Below are 16,710 nucleotides of genomic sequence, written 5' to 3'. Positions count from 1 at the left end.
AGTCTCGCTTCAGACCGGAGTTTTCAAGGCCGCTCCGATCTTGGCTATATCTTTTAATAACCTAATCTCCATTTCCATAATTTCCCCGGATAAACTGGTAATCATAGAAGAACTGGAGTTTCCAAGTCCGGCCTTCTTCCTCCCTGCATTAAGCACGACGATATTCGTGAGCTTTTTCCATAAGCCGCTGCATTCATTCATCAGGATTCGGATTTGCTCTACATGGGAAGGGTCATGATCATGCCTGGAAATAAAATGGAGGAGAATGTTAAATAAGATTTTCTGACTGGATATATACGCCATGATTAACTCGTTATCGCTATGCGCAAGATACTCAAGTTTAGACTGGATAAAGTGTTCCTCTTGTCCTGCAAATTCCAGTATCATATCCGAGATGTCTATTAATGCGCTTAGACTGGAATCTATCACAGGCGCTCTTACCGCTCTCATCGCTTTTATACTTCCATTCATATAGTCAAAGGATTCACTATACATATTGAAACCGCTTTCCATAGTCTCGTACAGCATGTAGAACTCGGAACACACGTCGCCGATCTTGGTCCGCAGAGCCGGATAGGGCCTGCTGTTCGTTAAGGAAACAAGCTGCTCGCCATCCTGTATGACAAAACGGCTTCTTTCCCGGTCATAGCCTTTTACAAGAATAAGGTGCGGATGGTCATTCCTCAAATATTCTTCACAATAGAAGATCGCTTTCTTGCTTACAGGCACGAATACGGGCCATCCCTCGGTTAAATTTTCTTCAATTTTCTCTACCAGGTTATCTTCTATATGAATGTCGACCGTCTCTAATCCTAGTTTTTCTCTGAGGAGATAAGATTCAATGGAATCCAAATCATGATGATAGAATGGAGGAACGTCGCGATCGGCGGGATTGAAATTGTAGTGGAAGAATAAATGGAAGTACAGATAAAACAAATCGGGGTATTCCTGGTTAAATGTTTGCGTCGCTAAATATTTGGGTGCCAAAAAACAGTTGAGTCCATGCTCGTCATATAAGTACTGGTCAAATATACACTCGATGCCGTTTAAAACTTTCATTACACAGCCCCCCATACACCATTAATAGTTACATAAAGCGAGTAAGACACTATTCCTTCGATGTCACGCTCCAGCAATCCGGATTTTTTTCATTGATTTTTTCCATTTAAAAATCATATTTCCAATATCAGTATTCACCATCGGCTGGTTTTTTACAATACTTTTTCACTCCAATGGATCATAAAAAAGGACTGGCACCTACCGTCCGATAGCCTGGTATCTCGATCATGAAGCCGCACTCCGCAGCCATCTATATGCAGCCGATTCATCTCAAGGTTCTATCCAGTATGACCTTTACGTATTAAATAGATTTGTAAGAACTAATAATAATTATAACATCGAAACTAATGCAATATGCGCCTAACATATCCTCCTATACAATGGAAATTTTTAATTCTTTAAACCATGGGACCGGGATGTGCCACCCTATTCATTTAATCGCGCTTCTTCGCCAAATCACTCAACTTCACGTCATAATGACACAAATAGTTGTTACCAATATATTGAAAAGGGGTCCGATATGATTTAATCTTAGTAAGCCATATTAATTATTTAGTTACTTAAAAATGAGGAGAGATTATCCGATGAAGAAAAGCTTCAAACGTCTTTCAGTTACGACCGTACTTGCTTTGTTCATTTCGTTATTCGCATCATTCACGGGGCTGGCTGCAAGCGAAGAGGGACGTGTCATGCGTTTTGATTCAAAGCTGGGCGGCTATGTTACCATTTCAAATGTAGTTGAATTAACAATGATCGAGGACGTAAGTTATGGTGAGGTCAAGTATTTAGCGACGGGCCCAGTGAAGGTGACTTTCTATGGGGAACTGTCCGAAGAGACGGCAATCGCCAAATGGGTGGACGATGAAAGCCTGGAATACGTAGATATCGTCAACAACTCAGCGGTGCTTACAGAAGCAGTGGATTACGGTATTTTCCCTGTATTCCAAGGCGAAAACAAGGACGATAATGCTCCCATTCTACTGCAAGTAATTGGAGGCGAAGCGGGAACGGAGGTTCCGGGTACGGAGGTTCCAGGTACGGAAGAGCCGATGTCTGAGACTGTGTCAGCGATTCCTACACCTGCCAAAGTATTGGTAAACGGCAAAGATGTGGCATTCGAGGCCTACAATATCCAGGGTAACAACTATTTTAAATTACGGGATTTGGCGATATCGGTAAACGGCACGGAAAAGAACTTTGAAATCAGCTGGGATGCCGACAAGAATGCAATTGCTCTGGCCCCTAATAAAGCTTATACACCAGTAGGCGGAGAGCTGGCTGCTGCTGAAGGATCGGCAAGCAAGGAAGTGCAGGAAACGTCAGCCAGTGTATATCTCGATGAACTAGAAGTGTTTTTCATTGCATACAATATTGATGGGAATAACTACTTCAAACTTAGAGACGTTGCGGAACTGATGAATATCGGTGTTACGTGGGATGCCGATGCCAATTCAATCCGGATCGATACGAAAGATGACTACAAAGCAGAGTAAGTGAAGAGGGGAATGAAGCGCCCCTCACTCAAACTCCGGTCCGTGTATAGAAACTCACGGCATAGATGCGCCAGTTAATAAGATTTATGCTGAAAAGATCCCGGTTGCTGAAATTCAGCATCCGGGATCCTTTGTGCTTGCGCACATGTATTTGCTTGCACACATGCAGGATCTGCTGCTTCCTGTCCAGCGGTTCCCGTATGCTTATTATTGTAAGGGAACCACGTGCCCGACCTTTCCCCTAAGGACAAGTCGCTCTGGTTACTGCTGAAATAATTGGGCAGCTAGCACGAAATCAGCTTCACACCAAGGGTGGAAGCGATTCCTTTGGCTCCGTCATTCATTACCCTGCTGTGGTTCCATATAAATACCGGCCTCAGAATCGGCCCGAGCAGATTCATCCACCTCTTGTTCGGATTTACCTGCCAAATGTACTGGACATGAGCCACACTGCCTTCCTGAGATAATCTCCAGGCGCCTTGGCCCTCCAGCTCCCCGCTCGCTTTTATTTCCAGGTATTGCGGTTCTTCTCTTCTTATCACTTCAGCTATAAAAGCCAGCTTGTACGGAAGCTTCGTACGGAAAACATAATTATACTTGCTGCCGATTCCATTGGGGTCCGAGCTCATATGTATAGGCTCCGAACTGACCCCCGACCACCAATTGTTATCCGCGGTACCGCCGATCAACTCCCAGACTTCCCGGATATCCGCATTAAACTTCCAGTTCGTTTCAAAATGATACGCATAAGCGGGCACACCCTTCAGCCTCCTGCATCCCTGCCAGTTCCCGTGCACCTGCTTTGCCTTAGCTTACTCATCCGGATGCCGGGTTCTGCCGCAAGGTATCGAATTTAGTAAATATACTTTTTATAAACAAAAATCAGGTTAAATAATCCTGCTTGCTCCCGATGTCCGGTCAGCTCCAGCCCCCGCCGGGCAAATCCCAATGATCCATTCTCATAGAGGAATCCAAAAGAACCTCCACACCACTTGAAGTGGAATGAAGGTTCTTTAGTTCCTGCTTGAATGCATGAAGCTGCTTATACCTGCTGGCGCATATCCGTGCTAGGGCCTGCTCATTTCAGCAGGACCGCGTTTTCCGCCAGGCTCACCCGGATTGCCGCCGCCTCCGGGTCCTCCCCCGAATCCGCCCGGACCGGAACTTCTCGCCGTAGTTACCCCGTTCTCATTAAGCCAGGTCACTGCACCGGAGGCAGTGAAATCAACCGTCTTCGCTTCTCCGGTATACAAGGAGTAAGCGGTATCCTTTGTGAGTTCAGGCGAGCCTATGACTATCGTCTGAAAACTCTTTTCAGGCGTATAGCTTGCCAGGGTTTTCCCGTTCTTGTCCTTCAGCTCGACTTTCGTCCCTGCCTTCTGTGCTTGAGGGTAGGTCATAAGAATAGACGATTGAGTTGAGGAATCCGATGGCGCCTGCGCCATTCCCGCGCTGCCGGCTGCAACCAGCAGACCGCCGGTTAGCTCGAAGGACCCGTCATAATCGAGCGCTCCGTTGCCATTCATGGTCGGTCCGTTCACATAGACGGTTCCGCCTGACATCAGAATGGACCCGTTGGAATCCAATCCGTCACCGGATGCATTCACATATATACTGCCGCCTGTAATCGTAAGCTTGTTACCGGCAGAGGAAGAATTCAACTTATTCTGCCCGGCACGTCCATTCGTCGACGATCCATCCGCCCCGCCGCCGATATTAATCCCGTCGTCGCTCGCGGTCACATGAATCTCCCCGCCTGCGAGGGTGATGTCCGAGCTCTCGATCCCTTCATAGCTCTTGGTAATCTGAATCTTGCCGCCGCTGATCAGAATCGACGAATCCGCATGGATACCGTCATCCCCGGATGCGATAGAGAAATCCCCTCCGGCTATAGCAATGCTCTGGTTGCTGTGAATAGCATCATCCGCTGAGTCGATGCTGAATGTCCCCTTCGCAATCGCGATAGCCGTACCTGCTTTAACAGCTTTGCCGCTGGCCGTTTCCGCCGCCGCATCGTCTGACTGGGCGCTGCTCTTCGGCTGGTTAGCCGCCTCCGATGTGACTGGCTTGTCTGCTCGCGCCCCGCCTTCGCCGTTCGTTCCTCCAGGTGCCCCGCCTTCTGCTTGACCTGGGAAACCGCCCTTCATTCCGCCCGGCATATCCCCTTTCATGCCGCCTCCCGCTTCACTCTTCGCAGCAGCGCTCGCGCTCCCGCCGCCGGAGGAAATCGCGAACGTACCGCCGTTCACTTGCACAGAGGCTGCCGCCTGCATGCCATCTTTGCCCGCTTTAATCTGGAACGTTCCTCCGTCTACATGGATGATTCCTTTGGCTGCTTCCGTGTCATTGGTCGATTTGATTCCGTCTCCCGCAGCTTCAATCAAGATTGTACCTGCCTTGAACGCTACCAGATCTTTTCCCATAATCCCGTCATCGGCAGCAGATACCGTAATTGCCCCTCCGGTAATCCGAAGGTCATCTTTGCTCGTCACTCCATTATTGTAATTACCGCGGACGGTCAAAGCGCCGGTTCCGTTAATGGTGAGGTCGTCTTTGCTATAAATCGCCGCATTCGGCTCATCCGTAGAGGAATCCACCACCGTATACTTGGCCGCATCTGTTACAGTGTTCTTGGTGCCTTCCTGAAGCGTAACAATGGTTTTATCCGCTTGCTTCACATAGATCGCCGCACTTACTTTGCTCGTAATTTCTACACCGTTCAGAACCAGCCAGACCTTGTCTTCTTTGGGCGCATCGACAACAATCTGGCCTCCATCCCATATGCCGCTTAATACATAGGTGCCTGCTGCATTAATCGTCAAAGTACGATCCTTTGCCGCTGCTCCGGCTCCCTTAATGTCGGCGCCTGCCGCGCTCAGCTCAATATAGTTAGGACTCGCCGCCTTCCAGTCGATGTTCTCGTCATCCTTGCTGTAGGACACAGGGACCGGCTCGGCTAAAACTTGGGCTTGCGCGGCCGCTGGTGAAGCTGAGGGAGTGCTAGCCGGAGCAGCCCCCTGGCTCTGACAAGCCGGCAGCACCACTGCGCACAAGAGAGCCAACAGCCTAATCTTCTTTGTATTTGTATGTTTATTGTTCATCGTCATTCCATCCTCCTCATGGTTTAATAATCCGAAGCTTGCGGGTTCATGGTAAGAGTAATAGTTAAATTCCCGTTCCTGCACCTGAGGGCATCGATCAAATCCTTCTGGCTCGCAGCCGGATCTATAGTAATCGCATATACGAGTTCGAAGAGACTGCCTAACTCGGTCGTTTTGACCTTTTTCAGCTCATGATCGACTTGGAATTGTCTGAAAACCTCAAGGAAAGCTTCCTCATACGCCAAATCTTCCGGCACCGTTATTTTCAGCAATTTCTGAGTGGTTTTTTGGGCGCCGAATTTGAATTTGTGGAGCACGATCATCAATGTACATAGAATCAAGGTAAACATAATGGCATATCCGTAAACACCGACACCGCAGGCAAGACCCGTGGCCATCGTAAACAGAACAAAAGCGATATCCTTCGGATCTCCGGGTGCGCTGCGGAAGCGGATAATAGAGAATGCTCCGGCTAGGCTAAAAGCTCTGGCAATGTTGTTACCGATCAGCAGAATAATAATCGCAATGATAGAAGGAATCAGAATCATCGTGAGCGCGAAATTCTGCGAATACGTTTGTTTGCTGGTTTTCATATAAGTGATACTGATGATTCCGCCTAACAAGAATGAAACCACAATCGTCAAGAGCGAGTGACTGAAGGTTAAAGATGCGTTGGTTGTTGTTGCCGAGAATAAAGATTCAAGCATATATACGTTCTCCCTCCGGATGTTGTTGCTGCATGCGCATTTTTCTATATTCATTGCCGTACTTCGAGAAACTCGTCCGAAACATGCTGTGTTCCGACAACAGACGGGCCAGCCAGACGGGAATGGTCTTCTCCGCTTTGACCTCCATCAGCCACTGTCCGGCGCCGAGCAGCGGCTCACCATGGTTACCGCTCTCCAGCATCAAATCGGATCGCCTCGATCTTATATTACAGTCGAACGTAATCCGCAAATCCCGGCTCTCTTTACTGAACATCGCAATCCGGTCATACGCCAAGTACACTTTCGGCTCCAAAGCGTATCGCTGAAGGAAGTATTCGATTTCGCTCAATACTTGCTTATTCATGTAGCTTGCGAGTTCCGGTTTGACGCCCGTGCGGACAAATTCATAAGCTTCATCTGTCCTCAGAGCCGTCCTCCGCTTGTTCACGAGGCCATGTACCTTCTTCTTGATCTCCATATATACCTTGGCTCCGGGCTGAGGAACCCCGTATGCACGAAGCCTAAGCTTCTCTTTATACTTGGGCTTGAGCAAGGAATTCCGGATTAAAGCATGGTCCCTCGTATCGTAGTAGAGGTTACTAATGGAATAAAACGTATGCTTCCGGTTATATTCATCGAGTTCCATGTATGCAAGCAGCTTCTCATGAATCATGCGGAAGCTTGTGTCATCCAGCAGATATTTGTTCTCATACCGGTTAAACACCTCAATGGTCATCCTACTTGCTCCTTCCTGTCTGTCTTGGATGGCTCCATCTTAGGACGTGAACCTTTAACGAACCTTAAATACTTTTCAGACATCTCTCAAAAGGGAAAAAAGCCCTAGCCATAGGGGTAATGGGCTCCTTAGATCCGAATCATAAGGCAAGCCGTCAAACGTTCCATTTAAGGTTCATTAAAGGTGCGGAATGCTATAATAGTCCTACTACAACCGCTGTTAGCGGGAAGGATGGAATCAGAAACCATGAGAATCCTAATCGTTGAAGACGAAACTCATTTAGCGGAAGCTCTCGCCCATATCCTTCGGAAGCAGCACTATTCCGTTGATGTCGTCCATGACGGCAGCTCGGGCCTGGATTATGCGCAAAGCGGCATCTATGATCTGCTGCTGCTCGATATTATGCTCCCCGGAATGAGCGGACTCGCTCTGCTGCAGACGATCCGCCAAGAGGGAATCGCTACGCCGGTTATCCTTCTGACAGCCAGGGGCGAGACAGAGGACAAAGTATCCGGGCTCGATTACGGAGCCGACGATTATATAGCCAAGCCGTTCGTTACAGAAGAATTGCTGGCCCGCATACGCGCCGCACTCCGCCGCAAGGGCGAAGTTGTTCCGGACAACGCCCTGCAGTATGGCGATATCGAGCTGAATACGGCGACACTGAAGCTCTCATGCCGAGGCAAGGAAATTAAGCTTATTTTGAAAGAAAGCGAGCTGCTGCAGCTCTTCATTATGAGGAAACAGGCGGTTACGCCTAAGGAATTAATCATTGAGAAACTATGGGGCTTTGATGCCGAGGCGGAGCATAATAACGTGGAAGTTTACGTTTCGTTTTTGAGAAAAAAACTCGTCCACCTGAATTCAGCTGTAGGAATAAGCACCATTCGGGGAGTCGGCTATATGCTAGAGGTGAAAGCGTAATGTTCAACAAGCTGCGAAATAAATTCCTCCTCCTGAATATGATTATCATCTCGGTTATGATGCTTATCGCATTCAGTTCGATTTATATCATTATGGATCAGAACATTAGCCGTGATATCGATATGGAGCTGCACCGGGAATCGGATTCGCGCAAGCCGGCAGGGAAATCCGCTCCGTTCAGACCTAACACGGCTCCTCAGGAGCCTGGGGCGGATAACAAAGGAACGTCGCCTCCGTTTCGTTCCGCATCCTTTGCTCTTGTCACGGACAAGCAGGGCACGATCCTAACCCTATCATCCCGCTTTGATATGACCGCCGAATTCTATGAGGAGATTAAAACCGCTGCCTTAGCCAAAAATAAGCAGCAGGGAAAGCTCAAGCTGGATGATCACCACTGGGCCTATGCTGTGCAGACCGTTCCCGACGGCTATGTGATCTCCTTTCTCGACGTTACTTCCCAGCAAGCTTTTTTGACCAACTTGATCTATGCATTCCTAGCCGTGGCTTCCATTATGCTTGTGATCATTTTCTTCATCAGCCGTTTCTTCGCCAATCGTTCGATCGGGCCGGTACAGGAGGCATTCAACAGGCAAAAACAATTTATTGCCGATGCTTCACATGAACTCAAAACCCCTCTTACCGTGATCAACACCAACGTAGATGTACTGCTGGCTCATGAAGACGACCTCATCAAAAATCAGACAAAATGGCTTACGTTTATTAAATCCGAGTCGGAACGGATGGGAAAACTTACGAATGACCTATTATATTTAGCGCAAATCGATCAAATCGATACCGGTGTGATGATGGCGCCTTTTGAAGTAAGCGAGGCTGTAGAACAAGTAGTCCTTACTATGGAAGCCGTTATTTATGAGCAGGATATCCACCTCACCTATGAGATCGAGCCTGGATTGACAGCGCGCGGCAGCATCGAGCAGGTCAAGCAAGTCGTCATGATCCTGCTGGACAATGCAATGAAATATACGGAGTCCGGCGGGTCGGTCGATCTTACGCTGAACAAGCGCCACCAGAACCTGGTCCTAACCGTCACCAATACGGGAAAAGGGATCTCTGAAGAGCACTTGGAGAAAATCTTTGACCGATTCTACCGTACGGATTCATCCCGTACCCGCGGTCAAGGCGGCTATGGCCTCGGACTAGCAATCGCTAAGGCTATTATTGAACAGCATAAGGGAACCATCTATGCGAAAAGCGTGAAGAATGAGCAGGTTTCCTTCTTCGTTGAGCTGCCCGTTCATATGTAAACGGAGGCTTTCAAACTAAAATAATTTAGCAGCTCTAACAACAAGAGGACCCAACCGCAAGGTTAGGTCCTCTGCTATATATGGAGCTAAACCCCGGTGTTTCATATTCATTCACCACCTGATGCCTCCGGTTAACTGCCTCTGCATCCCCTTGCATTCGGGTGTAGTTCTCACTTTTCTTCCAACTTACTTCGTATATAGCCTGGTAATATAAAAGAAGCACGGAATACTTCAGGAGTTATATATTTCGCTTCCTGCCACTGCAAACCATTCAAATCCGCCTTCAGGGGATCCCACTTCTTGGAGGCAATCGTAAAGCTCCATATCCCGCCCGGAAACGAAGGAATAGAACATAAATACGTGTGTACAATCGGGAACAGTTTTTTCACGCTGCCAATCGTTTTCTTTAAAATATCCGAATTGTAATAGGGTGAACCTGACTGAAATACCGCTATACCGTCGTCTGTCAAACTATCGTAAACGTACTGATAGAATGGTCGCTTGTACAGACTAATTGCGGGTCCATAAGGGTCTGAACGATCCACTAGAAGCACATCGTATTGGTTTTTCTGCTCCTGAATCCACTTGTATCCGTCTTTTATTACCGTATGAATACGCCCGTCCCGATCATAGTCAGTCTCTTGCGTCATCCAGGTCCGGCATACTTCAATAACCCGCGGGTCGATTTCCACTACATCTATCTGCTGCACATCTTTATATTTCAGCGCCTCACGGGCCGGCCCGCAATCGCCGCCTCCGATCATGGCAACTTTGGTGGGTTTAGGGTGTGTAGCCATCGCAACATGTGTAATCATCTCGTTATAAATAAATCCGTCTTTGGCGGTAACTTGAGGGGTCCCGTCCAGAACAAGCATACGTCCGAAGGCCTTCGTTTCAATCATGCTAATCTCTTGAAAGGGTGATTGTTCGTAATGGAGCAGCGCTCCGACTTTATATCCAATCTCCATATCAAGCTCGGGGAGATCGTCCCACAGCCACAGCTCTTCATTGGTTTCTTTGTGATAGCCCGTTAATGAATACCTGTTATCCTTCATTCTATCATCTCCACCGAATCATCTTCTTTTCAGTCTATTTAGTAATAGACCGTCGGAACTGTTATTCTCCCCTGTAACAAAGTCTTTCATATAAAAAGAAACGTATTTGCCATACTCCGTATCCGTCTGAAGCAGCAGCTCATCTACAAAGTAAATGCCATTAGGAATATCATCCAGCAGCAGAGCGGATAAGGCTCCATAAATACCGCAGGCTACCTGAAAATACGTGGCATTCGTTTTATATTCGGAAAATACACTTCTATTGCTCATAGCGTTATACATAAACCGTTCCTTATCCTTATAGACGAGAAGTACGCCTACCAGATCTTCTCCATTTATCTCGGCATCCAGCGGATCCAGAACCTTATTATTCCAATCCCAGAGATCCTGGGCATTACCGAGATTGGCACGGATCAGATCCGTCGTATAGTCATTCACCCGATAAAGAAAACCAACTTCCATATCATAAGCTTTTCCAAGAGTAAGAACCTCTTCATGCGGCATCAGACACCCGTAAAACTGTTTGTTTCCGAGCACCACTTTAAATTCCAGCTCATACACGGCGTTATAGAGAATGAGAGGCATATGCTGTTTTACGAACATAGGATAATTTAATATGGCCTCATCCAGGAAACATTCGGGAGACCACGTCGTATAAACCGTCTTTTGCTGAATGAGCGAAGGATCCGTGTAAAATGAATTGTCATGCTCAACAATGTAACAACCGAGCGGAATTTCTTCTGGAGTTTGCTTCAGCAGGTGCATGACCATCCATTGCACTACGCCGGGATTCATTCCGGAACCGATAATCGCCTTCGTATTGGTAAACCGCCCTCTGTTTTCCTCGAAAATACGGTACCTTTCCAATAACGTAAACCCTTCAAGATCTTCCTTCTCGTCCACCATCGTATTTTCTAAGGCGGTATTGATATACTGCACGCCCAACTCATTACAACAATCAAGCATGTCAACCGTGTCAGCCCAAGATACATCGATAACAATCCTTGTCTGCGTATGGTTTAAATGCTGCCGGAACCGTTTTAAATCGTTTAAATCCAATTGATGCAGTGTAATCGAGGGTTTCAAATGAGGAACGAACTGTTCGTAATATTCCATATCTTTTTGCCTCTGATCGACCAGATGAAGGGTAACGCTGCTAATAAATGAATGGATGGGATCATGAACGTTTTGAAACGCTTTATCTAATATAGCTAGAATAGATTTAGCCACCCCTCCGGCGCTGCCAAGAATACTAAGGGTAATTTTATGATTGACCAAATATATCAACTCCTTTAGACCAAGATATTCATGGTTAATAGAAGCCGATCCCATCCATAACCTATTAATAGAATCTATTTTTCTCATTGATACTGCCACCGTCTGATGCCGTAAACAGGACCAATCCTGGTCTTAAGTCTAGGTTCAGACACCCCCTAAGACGGTTATGCCGGGCAAATAAGGCGGATATAATGGATTTATAACTCAGAGCATGACTTATGAAGCAAAAGGAGCGTTTGAATATGAAAGCAACTAAAGCACCTGCAAAGGCGCCAAACGGTAAGGTGAACTGGGTGCTTTTTAATCCAAAAACCTATGCAACGATTCTCTATTTATTGCTGTCTCTCCCACTAGGAATTATCTATTTTACAGTAGCGATAACTGGACTTGCCCTATCCATCGGTTTAACTCCACTATTTATCGGGATACCGCTGTTTTTTGGAGTAGCTAAACTGTTGAATGGCATTGTGAATTTTGAACAGAGCATGATTAGACAAATTTTAGGTTTACCGAATCCGCCTGTTTCGTATCCCTCCAATCAACAGTCTGAGGCTGGGCAGAACTGGTTGAAGCGAATGGTGAGAGATTTTGACGGTGGGCTGTTCATTCGAAACCTGCTGCTTGTAGTACTAAGATTTGTAACAGGCATTGTATTCTTTGTTGTTATGGTAACGGCAATTTCACTAGGACTAGGATTTATTGCTCTTCCGGTCGTACATATCATTTTGATGAATGAAATTCAGCTTGATATTCTAGAGAATAGCTTGTTTAATTATTTCCATATCGATTGGACCTATAATCAGCAGTATATGTTGTACGTAGGCGTTGGCCTTGTCCTGTATTGGATCGCGCTTCGCGTCGTGACTGGACTCATGCAAATTCAGCGCAGAATCATGTATGTGGATGAGCCCTATCAACAGCGGTCCGTGTCCGTGGAAGCACAACTACATGCGTCGGTTCAGTCGCAATATTATGAGTACCAAGAGGGTCAGCCCACTCAAGGGACGAGGACGATGCAGCCAGCCTATAGAGAGCTTTAACTGAATGACCGTGAGTATAATAGACCTCGTATCTTACGACGGGTCCCAAGAAAATTCAGTCCCACTTTACACGTGATATTCTGTTAAAAAGAACCTTCAGATCCACTTATATAGTGGTTTTGAAGGTTCTTTTGCACATATTATGGGATTGTTTCACTCAGGTTTTACCCTTTTGAGACAGCCCCTTCTCTGTATAGAGGCGAACCGCGGTGTAGCAAATCCGCAATTCGCCATACTTATACTACCTAATTATTAAATGAATTCCGCTTTTTGAAGGAATCGCTGAATAATTGCTGCGGTTTCTGCCCTCGTAATATTTTGCAGAGGACGCAGTTCTCCATTGGAACCGCCGAAAATACCGATTTCAATGGTTAACGCTGCGGCTTGGCGAGCCCAAGAGGCCAATTGTTCGCTATCTGCGAAATTGTTGACGAGTTCTTGCTGCTTCGTATCGTCTATCTCCTTATGCAGCTTCACAAGCCTCATTGCCCTAGATAGAATAACCATCGCTTCCTGTCTGGTAATCTTCTCATCAGGTTTGAAGGAACCATCTTTATGTCCATCGACCAGCCCATAAGAATATCCGATCTGAACGGCTTGATGATACCATGCTTCCTCCTCTACATCCTTGAAATCAAACGTCTTGTTAGCTGAGCTTAAGCCTAATGCTCTAATACTAATCGCCATAAACTCTGCGCGCGTAATTTCGCTATCCGGTAAAAACCGCTGCTCGTCTGCTCCATTAACGACCAGTCTTGATGCTAAATCATTGATACTTTCTCCAGCCCAATGTTTGGATACATTACTCATGGTTTTTTTATTATAAATAAGTCCATAAATGCTATTGGTCATACTATTAAGGATAGCGTAATCACGCCCTCCTTCACGTACTACCTTCGTCGGGATATGAATAATCGTACCATCCGACATAAGCTTTACTCCCGTCGTAATACGTGTAGGATCTATCCCTGCGGGTATTACAAGGTGCCTTTCTACAAAAGTATCGAATTGATTGAGTTCTATTTCTTTGTTCCCGTACAACCCTTTTATAGAAAAACTTACCGGGGGGGCGACAAGTAAAACCTGTCCATCACCCGAATTCTTGAATACAAATGCCGACTTAGGAAGATTAATCACTTCTACCTTGATCTTCATATCCTTCAAAGGGATATCGGTTCCTAATTGGTTACGCCATTTATTAGCGCTAATTTCATCTGTGGGAAGTGTATATACGACATTTTCTGTGTACACTTGAATAATGGCATGTTTGTTCTCTAAGCTTTGCAGGAGTGCAGCATCCATCTCCCAATTGACGGTATCGGAATTATTACGAACCGTAACGGTAATAACCGGTTTGTTCCCCGATTCATTCAGCATTTCTTTAAGTTGAGCATCTTCCAGGAAGACCGTTGTCACCTTTTTTCCTTCTACCATTTTAACATCAACTTTAGCTGCATTCTCTGACTTGCTCCCCGTTCTAATGACAACATCAACATTAGGAGCGATATCTGTGCTCCCTGAACTTCCAGGAGTGCCGCTGTTAGAACCAGTGTTAGATCCAGCGTTAGATCCAGCAGAGCTTTCCTGGTAGGTAATTGAAGCCAGGTTTGCCACACTGACATTACCCGCAGCATCCCGGAGTTGGACGTAAAGATTCTTTAATCCCGGGCTGCCCGTAAAGTTCCAATTTTTCGTAGGCAATACGTTCTCCCAATCCCACCATGTTAGATTATCTTCGGAAAAACGCATTTCGGTAACGCCGCTGCCTGTACCATCTGAAGAAGTCAAGGTTAAGGTCACTAACTTACCGCTTGTCGTGGCCGCACCACTGTTTATGACGATTGTTCCTGTAGGAATCGTTTGATCCAGTTTAATAACATCATCAATTGTTCCACTTACATTGCCAACCTTGTCTTTAAACTGTATATATACCGTCTTCTCACCGTCACCCGCTGCAAGACTCCAAGCCCTGGTTAGCGCTGCTGGCTCCCAGCTTCCCCAGTCACTTCCGTCGCTCGATAAGCGCATCTCTACTATGCCGCTGCCATTATTTCCGTCGCTGCTAGTCAAAGTGAGCGTTACGTCCGTCGCATTCGTCCATTCTGCACCCGCTTGAATGATTACCGTACCCGTTGGCGCGGTTGCATCGATTTGGAATGGAATAGTTGTTGCATTGCCTGCTGCATCCGTTACAACCAGCGTGTACGCACCATCTTGATCAATCTCTGTACCGCTTATATAGGCAGCACCATTCAACTCCGCGGTTCCTTCCGTGAATACCGGGGTCACCGACTTATACACTCCACCCTCCGTTACTCCCGTAACAGCCGGTCCAACATTGTCGATCTCAAACTTAACGGTTGTTGCATTGCCTGCTGCATCCGTTACAACCAACGTATACGTACCATCTTGATCAATCTCTGTACCGCTTATATAGGCAGCACCATTCAACTCCGCGGTTCCTTCCGTGAATACCGGGGTCACCGACTTATACACTCCACCCTCCGTTACTCCCGTAACAGCCGGTCCAACATTGTCGATCTCAAACTTAACGGTTGCTGCATTGCCTGCCGCATCCGTTACAACCAGCGTGTACGTACCATCCTGGGTAATCTCTGTACCGCTTATATAAGCAGCACCATTCAATGTCGCGGTTCCTTCCGTGAATACCGGGGTCACCGACTTATACACTCCACCCTTCGTTACTCCCGTAACAGCCGGTCCGACATTGTCGATCTCAAACTTAACGGTTGTTGCATTGCCTGCTGCATCCGTTACAACCAACGTATACGTACCATCTTGATCAATCTCTGTACCGCTTACATAAGCGGTCCCATTCAACTTCGCCGTTCCTTCGTTGAAACCGGGAGTTACCGACTTATACACCCCGCCATCCGTTACTCCCGTAACAGCCGGTCCGACATTGTCGATCTCAAAGTTAATGGTTGCTGCATTGCCAGCCGCATCCCTTACAACAAGCGTATACACACCATCCTTATCAATCTCCGTGCCGCTTATATAAGCAGCACCATTCAATGTCGCTGTTCCTTCGTTAAAACTGACAGTCAGTTGCTCTTTATAACTCTTGCCGTTGGTTACCCCTGTTACGATAGGTGCTGTCTTGTCGATCGTAAAAGTTACCGTCGTTACATTGCCTGCCGCATCCGTTACGACAAGTGTGTAAGCTCCATCTTGAGAAACCTCTGTACCACTAACAAAAGCAGCTCCGTTTAAGGTCGCCGTTCCTTCGTTAAAAGCAATCCTTTTGTTGCTGTTGTATATCTTTCCGTTTACTACTCCCACCACGATAGGTAACGTCGTATCAATCCTGAAGCTCACTATCGCATCATTGCCTGCCGAATCAGTAACGGACAGAGTATACGCTTCATCCTGCGTGATAGTTGTACCACTGGAATATGGGCTCCCATTGAGCAATCCGCTGCCTTCGTTAAATAGAGGCGTAACTGTGCTGACCGTGAGTAATTTCGTCCATGAGGCACCATCATTAATGATGAGTGCACCTGTTGGTGCGGTCTGATCCAACAAAATAGTCTGAGAAGAATTCGCCGAGATCGCATTGTTAGAATCCCTTACCTGCATATATATGGTCTTTGATCCATCTCCCCCAGCTAAACTGAATGTAGCTGTATTGCTGAAAGGCAGCCAAGATGCCGCTGATAAATTAGCAGCGCTATCCGCAAATCTCATATGGGTGACGCTATCCCCTGCATCAGGATCTGATCCTGTTATCGACAGATTAACGGTGCTAGCGCTTGTCGCCGCTCCTTCAGCTATCGTAAAGGAACCCGCAGGAGGATTATTTGCAGGTCCGGTCTCATACGTAACGACCAGCTCGGGACGATATACAACATTCGGATGTTCCTGGGAAGAGAGAAGAAATTCCATTATATCGGCAGTGGCTGTATAGGACTTTGTAACTGTGCCCCCTGCCGCTTCAGCTCCTGGTACCAACCCGGGTGTGACTAGCGTGAATACCATTACAATAGTCATGAATAGAATGAGAACTCTTTCTTTCATTATTACTCCCCCAT

12 protein-coding genes are annotated in these 16,710 nt (G+C 46.8%); 4 read left to right on the top strand and 8 right to left on the bottom strand.

Annotated features, from left to right (window positions below):
- Positions 1-9: 9 nt before the first annotated feature.
- Positions 10-1,059: a hypothetical protein gene (locus EDM21_RS17415; protein WP_157337539.1), complete on the bottom strand. Its 1,050-nt coding sequence runs from the start codon at positions 1,057-1,059 to the stop codon at positions 10-12.
- Positions 1,060-1,643: 584 nt separating this feature from the next.
- Here EDM21_RS17415 and EDM21_RS17410 point away from each other — a divergent pair.
- Positions 1,644-2,552: a hypothetical protein gene (locus EDM21_RS17410; RefSeq protein WP_157337537.1), complete on the top strand. Its 909-nt coding sequence runs from the start codon at positions 1,644-1,646 to the stop codon at positions 2,550-2,552.
- Between the two features lie 284 nt (positions 2,553-2,836).
- Here the strand turns inward: EDM21_RS17410 and EDM21_RS17405 are convergent, their stop codons facing one another.
- The 4 genes from EDM21_RS17405 to EDM21_RS17390 form a co-directional block, all read right to left on the bottom strand.
- Positions 2,837-3,310 (bottom strand): SRPBCC family protein, encoded by a 474-nt coding sequence (locus tag EDM21_RS17405; RefSeq protein ID WP_157337535.1) that lies wholly within the window; start codon positions 3,308-3,310, stop codon positions 2,837-2,839.
- A gap of 309 nt (positions 3,311-3,619) precedes the next feature.
- Positions 3,620-5,653 carry a carbohydrate-binding domain-containing protein gene (locus tag EDM21_RS17400; protein ID WP_157337533.1) on the bottom strand — a complete coding sequence of 678 codons (2,034 nt, stop codon included), beginning with the start codon at positions 5,651-5,653 and terminating at the stop codon, positions 3,620-3,622.
- A gap of 23 nt (positions 5,654-5,676) precedes the next feature.
- Positions 5,677-6,360 carry a DUF4956 domain-containing protein gene (locus EDM21_RS17395; RefSeq protein WP_157337532.1) on the bottom strand — a complete coding sequence of 228 codons (684 nt, stop codon included), beginning with the start codon at positions 6,358-6,360 and terminating at the stop codon, positions 5,677-5,679.
- Positions 6,353-7,096: a polyphosphate polymerase domain-containing protein gene (locus EDM21_RS17390; RefSeq protein ID WP_157337530.1), complete on the bottom strand. Its 744-nt coding sequence runs from the start codon at positions 7,094-7,096 to the stop codon at positions 6,353-6,355. Before EDM21_RS17390 ends, EDM21_RS17395 begins: the two co-directional genes overlap by 8 nt.
- A 246-nt stretch (positions 7,097-7,342) precedes the next feature.
- Between EDM21_RS17390 and EDM21_RS17385 the strand changes: the two genes are divergently transcribed.
- Together EDM21_RS17385 and EDM21_RS17380 are read left to right on the top strand one after the other, a co-directional pair.
- Positions 7,343-8,020 (top strand): response regulator transcription factor, encoded by a 678-nt coding sequence (locus tag EDM21_RS17385; RefSeq protein WP_157337528.1) that lies wholly within the window; start codon positions 7,343-7,345, stop codon positions 8,018-8,020.
- Positions 8,020-9,285 carry a sensor histidine kinase gene (locus EDM21_RS17380; RefSeq protein WP_157337526.1) on the top strand — a complete coding sequence of 422 codons (1,266 nt, stop codon included), beginning with the start codon at positions 8,020-8,022 and terminating at the stop codon, positions 9,283-9,285. The genes EDM21_RS17385 and EDM21_RS17380 overlap by 1 nt, the downstream gene beginning before the upstream one ends.
- 170 nt (positions 9,286-9,455) lie before the next feature.
- Here EDM21_RS17380 and speE read toward each other — a convergent pair whose 3' ends face one another.
- Together speE and EDM21_RS17370 are read right to left on the bottom strand one after the other, a co-directional pair.
- A complete protein-coding gene (gene speE, locus EDM21_RS17375) occupies positions 9,456-10,340 on the bottom strand; it encodes a polyamine aminopropyltransferase (RefSeq protein WP_157337524.1) in 885 nt (294 codons plus the stop codon).
- Positions 10,341-10,358: 18 nt separating this feature from the next.
- Positions 10,359-11,624 carry a saccharopine dehydrogenase NADP-binding domain-containing protein gene (locus tag EDM21_RS17370; protein ID WP_338044013.1) on the bottom strand — a complete coding sequence of 422 codons (1,266 nt, stop codon included), beginning with the start codon at positions 11,622-11,624 and terminating at the stop codon, positions 10,359-10,361.
- Between the two features lie 236 nt (positions 11,625-11,860).
- Between EDM21_RS17370 and EDM21_RS17365 the strand changes: the two genes are divergently transcribed.
- Positions 11,861-12,658, top strand: a complete 798-nt coding sequence (locus EDM21_RS17365; protein WP_157337522.1) for a sensor domain-containing protein — start codon at positions 11,861-11,863, stop codon at positions 12,656-12,658.
- A 252-nt stretch (positions 12,659-12,910) separates the two neighbouring features.
- Here EDM21_RS17365 and EDM21_RS17360 read toward each other — a convergent pair whose 3' ends face one another.
- The gene (locus tag EDM21_RS17360; RefSeq protein ID WP_166542073.1) at positions 12,911-16,696 is read right to left on the bottom strand and encodes an S-layer homology domain-containing protein; all 3,786 of its coding nucleotides are present in this window, start codon (positions 16,694-16,696) and stop codon (positions 12,911-12,913) included.
- Between the last annotated feature and the right edge of the window lie 14 nt (positions 16,697-16,710).

The organism is Paenibacillus lutrae (genome assembly GCF_009757775.1).
In the GTDB taxonomy this organism is placed as follows: domain Bacteria; phylum Bacillota; class Bacilli; order Paenibacillales; family NBRC-103111; genus Paenibacillus_F; species Paenibacillus_F lutrae.
The sequence above is the reverse complement of the archived record's forward strand: the minus strand, read 5'-3'. Positions and strand labels throughout refer to the sequence as shown.